The 12,976-nt window shown below is 45.5% G+C and carries 8 protein-coding genes; 5 read left to right on the forward strand and 3 right to left on the reverse strand.

The annotated features are described in order from the left end of the window. Window positions 1-45: 45 nt before the first annotated feature. Together ACJJIT_RS18170 and ACJJIT_RS18175 are read right to left on the reverse strand one after the other, a co-directional pair. Entirely contained in the window at window positions 46-2,031 is a 1,986-nt protein-coding gene (locus ACJJIT_RS18170; RefSeq protein ID WP_444887821.1) for a ShlB/FhaC/HecB family hemolysin secretion/activation protein, read from the reverse strand. Window positions 2,032-2,104: 73 nt separating this feature from the next. After that, the gene (locus ACJJIT_RS18175; RefSeq protein WP_444887820.1) at window positions 2,105-4,723 is read right to left on the reverse strand and encodes a bifunctional serine/threonine-protein kinase/formylglycine-generating enzyme family protein; all 2,619 of its coding nucleotides are present in this window, start codon (window positions 4,721-4,723) and stop codon (window positions 2,105-2,107) included. Window positions 4,724-5,314: 591 nt separating this feature from the next. Between ACJJIT_RS18175 and ACJJIT_RS18180 the strand changes: the two genes are divergently transcribed. The 5 genes from ACJJIT_RS18180 (at window position 5,315) to ACJJIT_RS18200 (ending at window position 10,035) form a co-directional block, all read left to right on the forward strand. Then, complete coding sequence (locus ACJJIT_RS18180; RefSeq protein ID WP_252084237.1) at window positions 5,315-5,803, forward strand: Hcp family type VI secretion system effector; 489 nt, start codon at window positions 5,315-5,317, stop codon at window positions 5,801-5,803. Window positions 5,804-5,959: 156 nt separating this feature from the next. Beyond that, complete coding sequence (locus ACJJIT_RS18185; protein WP_444899253.1) at window positions 5,960-7,867, forward strand: type VI secretion system Vgr family protein; 1,908 nt, start codon at window positions 5,960-5,962, stop codon at window positions 7,865-7,867. A 16-nt stretch (window positions 7,868-7,883) separates the two neighbouring features. Beyond that, the gene (locus ACJJIT_RS18190; protein ID WP_444883486.1) at window positions 7,884-8,462 is read left to right on the forward strand and encodes a DUF6931 family protein; all 579 of its coding nucleotides are present in this window, start codon (window positions 7,884-7,886) and stop codon (window positions 8,460-8,462) included. 3 nt (window positions 8,463-8,465) lie between these two features. Further along, window positions 8,466-8,759, forward strand: a complete 294-nt coding sequence (locus ACJJIT_RS18195) for a PAAR domain-containing protein (RefSeq protein WP_152450772.1) — start codon at window positions 8,466-8,468, stop codon at window positions 8,757-8,759. Window positions 8,760-9,153: 394 nt separating this feature from the next. Continuing rightward, window positions 9,154-10,035: a hypothetical protein gene (locus ACJJIT_RS18200; RefSeq protein WP_444899254.1), complete on the forward strand. Its 882-nt coding sequence runs from the start codon at window positions 9,154-9,156 to the stop codon at window positions 10,033-10,035. A 263-nt stretch (window positions 10,036-10,298) separates the two neighbouring features. On the opposite strand, the gene tssH is transcribed toward ACJJIT_RS18200, so the two are convergent. After that, window positions 10,299-12,962: a type VI secretion system ATPase TssH gene (gene tssH / locus ACJJIT_RS18205; RefSeq protein WP_444899255.1), complete on the reverse strand. Its 2,664-nt coding sequence runs from the start codon at window positions 12,960-12,962 to the stop codon at window positions 10,299-10,301. Window positions 12,963-12,976 lie beyond the last annotated feature (14 nt).

Here is a 12,976-nt window from a genome sequence, read left to right on the forward strand (position 1 = left end):
TAGAGCGGTCAGGTCAGCTTCAGCTATCGATGATATTCTGAATTATTAGTTATAAAAAATGGAAAAATCGGCATAGACCATAGGCTGATCTATATCTTCACCAGTACCTTCGATGGAAGAGGCTTTTTCAATAGGCCAACCGACTGATACTTTGCTGGAGAAGATTTCATTCCAGGTAAACTTAAACAGCAGACCACCTCCGGCAAGCCTGGCCCAGTCATCCTCTTTCCCTGATTTATAGTTATTCACAATGCCGTAACCCACATCGGCAAATAACGCAATTTGCATCATATCGTTTAGGCGCTGACCAAATAAGATAGGGTTCACCACTTCGGGGAAACTGGGATACCATTCGGCAGATAAAAGTCCGGCCCTATCAGCAGAAAAGTCTCGTACATCAAAGGCTCTAACTCCATTAGCCCCCCCCAAGGACATCTGCTCAAACGCAGGCAGGGGATTATCGCTTTGCTGTATACGGCTTTTAATTATTAGGCGAGACTGATCATTAGTGAACGGCATCGGCAAAAATAGTAGTGAGCTACTATTTAAAGACACTTTGGTAAAATGGTCACCGCGCGCTGCTTGCAATTTACCTTCAAGTTCCCTTTGATGCTCCCCATATTGAATATTGGTACTCAATATATTAAGCATGGAAATAGCACCACTGGAGAGGTGGTCCATGTAAAAACCTAGTTCACCGCCGTATACATGATCTCCAGGCTCATCAAATTTGGTAATTGCACGTAGATTGGACTTTTTATCAGTGAGTCCAAAAGAGCCCGTCAAGTTGAAACCCCTAGAACGACGAAATTTATGATCCACTGTAAGCGCGTAACTGGTATTGTCACCATGAATATCGAGCACATTTACAGGGTTATCTGGATCCTCAACATCACGCAATACAAAGTCATTGTAATCTGCTGTTAACTCAAGCCTAGTGCGCGGTCCAAATAGTGGAAGGCTGTATCTTAACTGGCCAAGATCAGAACCGAAGTCCGAATCAAAATCGGAAACATTAGTCGATTTCAAATAGCCAATGGTAAGTGCATCTCCAATACCCAAAGGGTTTAACCAGTCTACGGTTGTATAAAATCTCTGGTCACCAGTATAAGCTGATCCGTGGTTATCCACCCTAAATGAAGTTTTCCAGCTAGACGCATCGCGTACTTTCAAGTTGAGCTTAGTTTCACCAGGATTTTCACCTGCACTAAAATAGCCGGTAACATTTAAGCCTGGCAGATCATTTAGAAGGTAAAGACCCTCTTCTATATTATCGTGATTAACTAGCTTACCTTTTTGTTTCTCAAAGGGCTTAGCCAGCTGTTCTAGAGCATATTCTTTATTATCCTCAGCAGCGACCTGCCCCAACAATCCCTCTTGAACCGTCAGAGTTACAACGCCATCCTCAACATCTTGGGCAGGAATTTGTACCTGAGCGAGAAAAAGTCCTTGGCGACGATAAAAATTAGTCAGTTCCGCAGCAATTTCTTCCAGATCAGCGTAACTCAAACCACGCTCTTTATTCTGCTTCTCAATGACACTGACGAGTTTTTTGAGTTCAGCAGGCCCCAAACCACCTGGATTAAATTGGGCTTGCATATTACCCAATAAAACTGCTAACTCCTCTAGGTTATCAACCGTATAACCGCTAGCGAGGATTTTATCCTCTTTCATAAATTTGACGCGAAGTTTTTCTGCCATCTCTTCGACAATTTCACGTTCAATACCAAAATCTGGGTATTCTTCTAACCTATGAAACTTAAACTCTTTTACAGTAATTCTTGGGCCTTGATTACGTTGAGAGATATCTGGAATCTCAGTATTCAAATTTGGATCTTCCGCTTCATAGGTGCGCTGCAGGAAGTCCTTGGTTACGTCCGCCTCATTAACTGTTGGCGTATCCTGGTCAAAAGCCTGCTTTACACGACTGCGAAAACTGGAACCCTCGTCTTGAGCATAAACAGGCAAATTTGATAGCAGGAAGCCTGCGCCCACAAATAGCGCCAGCTTACTTTTTCCAAGCCCAAGCATAACTCCCCCAAATTACTCATATTTATTTGGCCGAATCCAGCCTTCACATGGCTAGAAAAGGCGTATTTTTTTATTAATTCACATCTCTAACGATGCGAAAGCCTGTTAATTCATCTGCGAGTCCTGCATGCAACCTTTTGGATGTAGCGAGACAACGGCTCATGGGGTCTTGTCGATTACCGCCAAGCGCAAGTAACTCCCCGTCAGTACCTTTCGCCCACTCTTGAACATTGCCCACAGCATTCACTAGGCCAAATCTGTTTGTCGATCCGTCCTGGGCTGGTACCAACTCGACCCCTTTCTCAATACCGCCATACTTTAAATGGCAGTTGCGATCTGCAACCTCTTCCTCGCCATTAGCACTGGCAGCCGCAAACCACTCTTGCTCTGATGGGAGGCGATAACGGTACCCCGTCTCATCGGATAACCAGCTGATATACGCTTCTGCATCTTGAAGAGTTAAGTTATTGGCTGGCAGATCGCCCGCGGCGATATCGATGGCTGCACATTGCTTGGTTGCACTACAATAGTGCTCGAGGTCTCGGTTACTTACTTCATACTTTCCAACTGCCAAGGGCCGACCACTCACACCTCGAACCACTACCATTGCTGGCCCCTTGGTACCATCTGCAAGACGATCGCGACAGCTGTAGCGATCTCCCCTGCCACCGCTACCTGGGATTAGGTGTCCACAAAAATCCAGCTTGAATTCTTTGAGGGGCTGATAACCAGGCAGGAGCGCCCTGAACTCATCGACTAGAGCCTCTGTCCTTAGTGGGTCTTCAGCACCCAATTTGGTGGCACAGTTATTAAGCTCTTCACCAACAACCGGACGAATCTGTCTGGCTTTAACACTATCTAGCCCTGCCAGCTGAGATAACTGCGCTCCCACAGCGGCGACATTCATATCAAAGCCACAGGTAAGTGTGGATTCCATATTGGCCAGAACAGTGTCGATTTGCCTGTTTTTAATAGAGGCCAAGCGTCGGCGTTCAGCGCGTTCTTCCGCAAGACGAATGCGCTCAGCCTCACGCTCTGCCTCTAGGCGCTCAGCCTCCAAGCGAGCTCGCAGGTTCTCTCTATCCGTAGCCAGCTGGGATTTGATCGCAACAGCCTGGCTGGATACGCCATACCAGCTGGCAGCGCTTTCCAGCATGGAATCCGCTTGATCCAGATTACCCAGGTTTAACTGACCGGTAGCCGCGGCGAGAAACAGCTCCGAAATTTCACGGCGTTTATTATCGAGAAATTCTTCATCGCTGGGGTTAAGCTCAGAATACTCATGAAGCTCCAAGCGAAGGTCCTTTTCCCAGGCTGGAGTAAGGATACTCAGTGACACCAAACGATTAATCGCTTCTTTTTTATCACTGATTCGCCGCTGTAGTAGCTCTTCCTGGAGCTTCTTTTCAAGCTCAATCTTTACTCTTTCTTGCTCAGCTGTATTCTGCTGTTCCAAGTGGCTATAGCCCACCCCAGCACCTACAAGCACCATGGTGAAAGCCCCACCTAATACCCACTTCCAGGTATTGCTGACAAAAAATGCCTGAACAAATTTTTCTACTGTGTCAGTACGATCTTCTCGTTTTAGCTGCAGAGCGGCCTCAAGAGCACGCCACTCCCGTCGATTTAACCCCCTGATACGTTTCGGGCGTAGCTTCTTTTCTAAGGCCTTGTCGGCGGGAACCTTGTCATAAGGATGCCGGCCACAAAATAGCTCGTAGGCCACACAGCCCAGGGCATAGACATCATCAGATGGAGCGGGCTCCCCCCCTTTCAGCATCTCGTAACTGGCATAGGCGGGCGTCAAAGCTCCCAGACTGCCGGCATCAAAAACCGTAGTCTCGCCAGTTTTATTGGCGATCCCCCCTTCAGATACGGCTCGAGCAATACCGAAGTCAAAAACCTTCGCACCTTTCTTACTGGTAACAAAGATATTGCCAGGCTTAAAGTCGGAATGGACGATCTTATGGGAATGGGCGTAAATGAGGGCCTGGGAAATATCAGAAAAAACTGAGCGCGCCTTTTCGGGTTCCAGCCCAACATCCGCATGCTCTCGCAGGAGTTTGTCAAGCGGTGCACCCTCGAGAAACTCCATGGTCATAAAGACCCTATCACCATCGCGGTCAAAATCGTAAACCGTTACGATGTTGGGGTGGGCCAGCGTTTGTGACTTACGCGCTTCGCGCTGTAAGGAAATAAAGGCATCAGGATGTTTCTGGAAATCATCATTTAACAGCTTGATTGCTACATAAGGCTCGCTGTCATTCGCTTCCAGCTTACGGCGATCAAGTGCCTTATAAACAGCTCCCATACCGCCAACCCCAAGGAGCTTATCTAGCTCAAATCGCCCCTTGATCACTGTTTTGGTTACAGCGCCAGATGGCAATGGCTCAAAAGAGTCAGAAGTATCAATAGGGTTTGCAGAAATTCCACCAGAAAGTTGGCCCAGCTCTTTCTTTTGGCCGGTATTCTTTCGAGGTGCAGGGCTAAAAACTGTTGCATCTGGATTAAACCCAGATGCAGCAGAGGGCAGTATTGCCTGCGCACCCCGCACCGGAGGGTGATCATTTTTCCCAGTGGAGTCCTGATTAACAACGACGGTTACGTCGCCATCATCTGTCAGTCCCTTTTTAGATTGATCCGGTCCGGGCAGATTGCCGTTCGGCCGAACAACACGTGTCTTATCGTTCAATTCCGCCTCCATGGGAAAGCTTTTCGACACATCCAAAGACCGTAACAAAATATTGCTACGGGCAGGTTGTCAAGCTAAATAAGGGGCAAAGTATATCGAACAGCCTTTTAGGCAACAATGAACAGGTAAGCAAATATATTTGACTATATACCGTTTTGAAAAAACTACTCGACAATTACAGACTCAGAAGAGAAACTGATACTGAAGACAAATAATTACACCTTCTTACAAGCTCACCTGACAAAAGAAAATCCCTAACTTAAAATATTTTATTAACGTGATTCCGTTAACAATTCTTAATATTTTTTCCTCAAATACTCATTTTTTTTGACATCAAGCTTTTCTGTTCAATAGAAAATTAATTAGTGTCAGAGTCGAATAAGCGCAGACGGCATACCTCCAGCAATCAATATACTCCCCTGGATAATTAGTGCCAGAGTCGATTTTATAAGCTGAAATTTCGGTTTTTTTTTGTATTTCACTCTGTTTAAATCACCTCAGTTGTCATTGCGACACCATCTGAGTTACCGCACTAATGCGGTAGTAAGGAACTAACCACCAATATCTCAAGCCAACAAAGAGGGATTTCCCATGGCTATTTACATGAACTTCAACAGCCTCGCCACTAAGGGTAACGTTACTGCCAAGGGCTACGAAGACTGGATCGAAGTTGACAGCTTCAACTTTGGTGTTGGTCGCGGTATCACTATGGAAGCCGGCGCTACCTCCAACCGTGAAGCTTCTCGTCCGAGCCTGAGCGAAGTTACCTTCACCAAGCGTATTGACGCTGCATCTGGTGGCCTGTTTAAGGCTTCCGTAACTGGTGACGAAGGCGTACCTGTTGAGATCCACGTTGTACAAACTGGCGCTAACTCTGTAGAAAAGTACGCTGTGTATAAGCTGGAAAACGTACTGATCTCCTCTTACAGCATCGGCGCTTCTGCTGGCGGCGCACCTCAGGAATCCATCTCCCTGAGCTTTGCCAAGATTGAGGCTGACCTCAATCACGCAGACAAATCCAACAAGAACCCCAAAAACATGCGTGTTGGATACGACCTCACTACCGCTACTCCGCTGTAATAGGTCTATACCCTTTTGGGATAAGATGGCCTGCAGAATCTCTGCGGGCTGTCTACAGGTCTTTAGCTGAATGCTCATTGAGTTTTCAGCTAAAGATCTGCAAATCTGCTAGTTTCTCATTTCTTTCAGGCACCGTAGGGATAGTTGGGGCTGCCCATGGCTACACTCAATCAAGATAAAAGAATGATTACGGTCGATAGCCCGGTTGGCACAGATGCGCTAATTGCTACGACCCTGCAAGGCGAAGAGCATATATCTAAGCTTTTCCGCTATGAAGTGCAATTGCTTTCTGATGACCATGCTATTGAACAAAAGGATATTGTTGGCAAACCGGTAACAGTTTCCATTCACCACTCTGAAACACCTCGCCATATCAATGGTTATGTTACCCAGTTCTCTCTACATGATGTTAATGCTGAGGGTGTACGCAGTTATAGCGCCATTTTGCAACCGGGTCTGTGGTTTACCAGTTTAGCCGGCAGCAACCGAGTCTTTGAAAACAAATCTGCCAAGCAGATTCTAGAAGAGGTTCTGGGAGAATATAGCCGAGTAATAAAACTCACGTTAAAGTTAAATGCTGAGTATATTACCCGTGAATATTGTGTTCAGTTTGACGAGAGCGACTTTGATTTTATCAATCGCTTGATGGCTGAAGAAGGCATATCCTACTATTTCAAGCATTCCACAGGACAGCACGAACTCGTTCTTTGCGATGATTCTCAAGACTTTTATGATTGTGAAAGCGCTGACATTGAGTATGACGGTGGAGGCAGCCATCCAACCAAAAATACCATAAGTAGCTGGAGAAGAAACTTCAACTATCACGGTGGTGGGTTTGAGCTTAAAGATTATAGCGAGTACACAGCAACTAAAGACAACAAGCAGCAGGTAAAAACGACTAGCCAACTTAATGATGTTGCAAATTATATGCGCGGCCTCTATGGCTTAAACCATTTCCAGGTTGATGGTGAGCACAAGCACAAATTTACAGACAGCTATCACAAAGCACTTGCCGAACGAGCAATGGAAGCGCAAGAAGCACTTTTTGATGTAAGCCACGGTCGCAGTGATTGCCCCTCCTTTACTGCAGGCGGTCGTTTCAATTTCGATCACTCATTATCTTCTGAAAAGGGCAAATATCTTATTACCTCAGTGCATACTTCTGCAGCAGATGGAAATGGTATTGATACCCACTTCCACAACACCTTTAGCTGTATACCTTCTGCGGTAATGCCACGCCCGCAGCCCAATGTATGTGCGAAAAAAATCCATTCACCACAGGTAGCACGAGTTTTAGAGGTCAAGGCCACAGCTTCAGACAGCTCACAGGATCCCTATACACAGCTCAAAGTTAAATTCCCCTGGAATTCTCAACAGAACAGCTGCTGGGTAAGGGTAATGCAGTCCTTTGCTGGTAAGAACTGGGGCGCGAATTTTGTTCCAAGAGTTAACCAAGAAGTCGTTGTTACCTATATCAATGGCGATCCGGATCGGCCATTGATTACCGGGGCGGTTTATAACGGTGACAACCCTGGACCCAACTACACAGCGACCCAAAGTGGATGGAAAACCGAGTATGAAGGTAGCACTTTCAATGAGCTTAGGTTTGATGACAAGGGTGGCAATGAAGAAATTTATATGGAAGCTGGCAAGGATCATAACTTTGTGATCCATAACGATCAAACCGGCAAAATTGAAAACCAGCAAACACTAGAAATCAAACAGGATCGCAGTGTTACCGTCACGGATGGTAGCGAAGTTGTCACCATTGCCAAAGGGGACCAAAAACTCAATGTCAATAAGGGCAACCAGATTGTCACTATCGGTTCAGGCAACCATACCCTTAAGGTGAGTAAAGGCACCCAAACAACCGATGCTATGGGGGCAATCAAGATATCCTCCAAGGCTTCAATTGAGTTAAAGGTTGGTGGCAGCAGTATCAAGCTAACGCCGGCAGGTATTACCATCAAAGGAACAATGCTCTCCTGCAAAGGAGACGCGACGGCTGAAGTTAAGGGCGGTGGTATGCTTACCTTAAAAGGTGGCGTTACCATGATCAATTGATGGGATTAAACAGCAGATGACCGACCTGATCAAAGTACAAGCGTTAACTGCAGCTGAGCTCCTTAAGAATTTTGAGGTTAGCGAGGAGGCGGAAGAGCATCTGGTGCCAGATACCGCACCTGAAGTTAGCATTAACCAACTGATAGAAGCTGGCCTCTATCCGGATGCAATAAAACTACTAGCCCACGGACTGCCAAAACGAGAAGCGGTATGGTGGGCCTGCCTTGCGGCACGCGATATACAAAGTCCTGAGACTGACGAAGACAACGTTAGTGCACTGATCGCAGCAGAAACCTGGGCTAAAAAACCCAATGAGGAGTCGCGATTAAATTGTAAAACACTGGGTGATAAAACCAAACACAAGACGCCCGCAAGCTGGGCAGCAACAGCTGCCAGCTGGTGTCACGGCAGCCTCGCAGCCGAAGGCGAGCCTGTGGTTGAACCGCCAGAACACCTCTATGCGCACGCAGTGGCTGGCAGTATTACATTAGCAGCAGTCTTATCTGACCCAGTAGACCCCGCCAAACGCTTTGACCGCTATATGAAACAGGGTCTGGATCTGGCCCGCGGCGGCAATGGAAGAGTGAAGGATTAAGTTATGGGCAAGCCAGCTTCACGTATCACCGATATGCATGTATGCCCCATGGTTACTGGTACGGTACCTCATGTAGGTGGCCCTATTCTCAGCCCAGGTGCTCCAACAGTAATCATCGGCGGCATGCCATCCGCAACTGTTGGCAGCACTTGTACTTGTGTGGGACCACCAGACACTGTTGCTATGGGTAGCACTACCGTAATGCTACAAAAAAAACCAGCTGCCCGTATGGGGGATACAACTGGACATGGAGGGAAGATTGTTATTGGCTGTCCAACAGTATTAATTGGTGGTTAACCACTCACAGTGGCCTTTGCTTAACTTAAATAAGAGCAAAAAAATAATTTAAGGGACAATAAATTTATTTAATAACACTTATAAGACAAACTCTGTTTGTCATGACGTGCAAATTAGCAGTATAAATTAAAAAAATTAGAAAAGACCATAAAAGCCAAAAATATAATACAACTCAATTAAGTATAAGGTCTTTTATGTCTAAGTTGCTCCAAAAATATCTCGATTAGTTTTTCGTATTTATAATCTTTTACTTCGAGAAGAACCGCTTAGTCAACTACAAATACATACATTCATACCCAAAAGTGAAAATCTACTGGCTGACAACAAACTTTCCTATTGAAGTAAATAAGAGCCATAGCTTTATGACAATCAACAACCATAAAAGGAGGATTTTATGGGACTCTGTATTGATTCAACCAATGTTGCATTTATTAATCAAGTTAGAAACGCTTTAACTGTTCTTCTTGGGCAAGCCAATGCCCTAGCATATTCTGCAGAAAAATATCACTTCGGTGCTCGTACGGTTACTCGAATTACACGGGGTGTTGGTATGACCAATGCACTCTTACAGCTACCTCAAAGTGCAACCCTTGTTTCTCGGATTATTGCCAGCCCACATGATACAAGAATAACTGAAAGTGCGGGATTAGCGGCAGTTCCAGATAAGTGGTTAAAAGATAGGGTATGGAGTAACTTTAAGTATTACGTCCCACTGGTTAAACACGATCAAGGTTTCATGGGGAAAGTAATGAGCACAGGAGCCAGTGCATGTGTCCACTGGAATAACACAGTTCAGACTACCACAAACCTCAATCAAAATGGCACCGTGACTGATGGCGGTGCTTGCCCTATTTTTATCACGTTGGCACATGAGCTCGGCCACGCTGATCGAATAAATCGTGGAGTTTATTTAAGTGGCGCAACTGAAATTACTTGCTTAGTAGATGAGCGTCAAAACATGCTACATAATGTTCAAGTAACCCAACCATCACGATTCTTTAGGGCTCGAGTAAATACTGGCGGGGCAAGCATTAGAATTCCAGATCTCAATAGAACCGTCAGCAACCCAAATAATGTTATTACTACGAGAACCCAAGGCTGGATTTGGGTAGCAACTGAAAGAATTCTACTTGAAGAGCTAGCTAATGTAGGGGGCCTAAGCGATGACAACAATGTTCTACCTAATGACCCACTGACAATTTCAGAAAATACTATTCGTGTTGAACATGGTATAGCTAGACGAAGAAAATATGGCAGCATTGGACAGGTGAATTAAGCTATCGCACAAAGCAAAAAACCTTAGGCACCCCTTTAAACATAGAAAAATGTACTAAATTCCCCAGTAAGAAAATTATTTGAATAGCCCATATAGCTTATGAAGCTTCACTTGTATATTTTTCAGGAATTGTATCCAAACACAACGCCAAAACAGATAAAAACCAATATAAATTAAATGAATTCATTTAGCGTTTTTTGATTAAGGTATTGGATACATCATGAATAGCCCAGGAGTTTAGCACTACTGGGCTAATTTCCAGGTTATTCTACCTTATAAGCGAAATCACCCTCTTCAGTCGCAGACACTTTAATTGCCTTAACCTCTTCACCTTTCGCCATTTTATCTAAGCACTCACTGGCTAATTCTGGTAGTAAAGTTTTATTTAGAATTACCTCAATGTTGCGGGCTCCAGTATCTGCTTCATGGCAACGCGCCACAATATTGATAAGTACATCCTCATCATATGAGAAAGAAGCGCCATAGTGTTCACGAACACGCTTCTCAATCTTACGCATATTGATTTTACAAATCTCAACCAGATTCTCGTCATCCAGAGGATAGTAGGCAACAACATTAGCACGGCCAAGAAACGCTGGTTTGAACTTCTGTAGTAATTGGGGACGTATATTATCTAGCAGTACATCTGGTTCTGGCTTTTCCTCTACCTGGCTGAATATAGCCCTAATAGCATCCTCACCAGCGTTAGAGGTCATAATGATAACGGTATTTTTAAAGTCGATATCACGCCCTTCACCATCTTTGATGGTACCTTTATCGAACAGGTTGTAGAAAATATCCTGTACGCCGGGATGGGCCTTCTCCATCTCATCCAGTAGGATTACGGAGTAAGGTTTACGCCTAGCAGCTTCGGTTAGAACTCCTCCTTCCCCATACCCTACATATCCGGGAGGAGACCCTAGCAGCATAGATACTTTGTGTTCCTCTTTAAATTCAGCCATGTTTATCGTAGTGATGTTTTGTTCACCACCAAACAACTCATCAGCCAAAGCCAATGCAGTCTCAGTTTTACCCACGCCACTAGTGCCGCAAAACATAAATACACCAACTGGCTTGCGTGGATCAGTCAATCCTGCCCGTGAAGTACGAATTGCCTGAGCAACGGCCTCGATGGCATGGGGTTGACCAATCACGCGCTTGTTCAGTCGCCCAGCCAGAGTTTTAACAGCTACGATTTCATCACTGACCATTTTCCCAACGGGAATACCTGTCCAGTTGGCAACCACCGCAGCGATAGCCTGCTCATCAACAGATGGCTGCATCAAAGGTGTATCACCTTGTATTACTTCAAGTTCTGCAGACAGGCTTTTCAATTGTTGCTGATAGTCAGCTAAAAGCGCTGAATCGGGCTCCAGATTTTCACTCTTTCCTTTCATAAATTCGGAGTCAATTTGATCTCGAATTTTTTGTATCTGTTCAATCAGCTCATTTTCTTGAACAAGCTGTTGTTTTAATGAGGATAATCTCTGCTCTTCAGTCAGCTTGAATTCTTTCAGTTCTGTCAGCTGTTCTTCGTGCTCACCCATCGCTGCATTTTCACGTTCCAACTTAGCAAGCGTTGTGTTAGTCCGCTCAATATTAATTTGAGCATCTTCAATAGCGCCAGGAGTAGCTGATTGGCTCAGGGCCACGCGGGCACAGGCGGTGTCCAGCAAGCTTACAGATTTATCAGGTAGTTGACGCCCAGGAATATAGCGGTGGGATAACTTAACCGAAGCAATAACTGCCTCGTCAAGTATGCGTACTTTATGGTGTGCTTCAAGAGTAGTGGCAATTCCACGCATCATATCAATGGCATTTGCTTCACTGGGCTCTTCAACTTTTACAACCTGAAAACGCCGAGTCAGAGCAGGGTCCCGCTCAAAGTATTTCTTATATTCAGCCCAGGTCGTGGCTGCCAATGTTCTCAGCTCACCTCGCGCTAAAGCGGGTTTAAGTAAGTTGGCCGCATCCCCCTGCCCTTCCTTACCTCCTGCACCAATCATGGTGTGAGCTTCATCAATAAACAAAATAATAGGCGTTGGGGAGGATTTGACCTCTTGAATCACAGATTTAAGACGATTCTCAAACTCGCCCTTTACGCTAGCACCGGCCTGAAGTAAGCCCAGGTCCAGCGTCCGAACTGCTACACCACGTAGAGGCTCAGGTACATCTCCACTGGCAATTCGTAAAGCAAAACCTTCAACTACGGCTGTTTTACCAACACCTGCCTCACCAGTGAGAATCGGGTTGTTTTGTCGACGACGAGTGAGGATATCAATACACTGCCGAATCTCTTCATCTCTGCCTAGAACTGGGTCAATCTCCCCCTTCTTCGCTCTTTCAGTCAGGTTGACGGTATACTTATCGAGAGCTGGCGCTTTACTAGCGGCGGCCACTACGGCAGCAGCGCCATCATCAGTTGCGCTGACTGCACCAATATGACTCGACTCACCACTTTGCCCAAACATCGCCCGGGCAGTTTCACGAATAGACTCAGGCGCTATATTTTTAAGCTCTGGACAAGATTCTTGAATTTGTCGACGTGAAGTCTCTTCCAACAGCAGAGCTGCGAGGAAGTGTCCAGAACTGATTGCACGGTGCCCATAGTCGATAGACGCCAGCATCCAGGCATTCTTTGCCGCTTCGACAATTGTCGGAGATAGTGCAGGAGGTCGGCTACTTCCCGAGCGGAATCCAGCTATAGAGGAGGCAAGCTGTTTAGCAAAATTTGCCGGATTACAGTCATGTTTTTCCAGTAAGTGATAAAGGTCTGTATCTGATTGATCTAATAATTTAAGCAGCCAGTGCTCAAGTTCAACATTGTATTGATTTTGAGATAAACAAAGGCCGGCTGCGCCTTCAAGAGAATCACGCATATGCGGTGTCATGGTATCAACAAGCCGCTTCAAATCGATATTTATCACAGTAAAAAGATCCT

Source organism: Microbulbifer mixtoriginis (SeqCode) (genome assembly GCF_052467515.1).

Excerpts from the sequence above, each read along its gene's own strand:
- ACJJIT_RS18195 (WP_152450772.1), top strand. The coding sequence starts at position 8,466 with ATGGGCAAGCCAGCTTCACGTATCACCGATATGCATGTATGCCCCATG.
- ACJJIT_RS18190 (WP_444883486.1), top strand. The coding sequence starts at position 7,884 with ATGACCGACCTGATCAAAGTACAAGCGTTAACTGCAGCTGAGCTCCTT.
- ACJJIT_RS18200 (WP_444899254.1), top strand. The coding sequence starts at position 9,154 with ATGGGACTCTGTATTGATTCAACCAATGTTGCATTTATTAATCAAGTT.
- ACJJIT_RS18180 (WP_252084237.1), top strand. The coding sequence starts at position 5,315 with ATGGCTATTTACATGAACTTCAACAGCCTCGCCACTAAGGGTAACGTT.
- ACJJIT_RS18185 (WP_444899253.1), top strand. The coding sequence starts at position 5,960 with ATGGCTACACTCAATCAAGATAAAAGAATGATTACGGTCGATAGCCCG.
- ACJJIT_RS18170 (WP_444887821.1), bottom strand. The coding sequence starts at position 2,031 with ATGCTTGGGCTTGGAAAAAGTAAGCTGGCGCTATTTGTGGGCGCAGGC.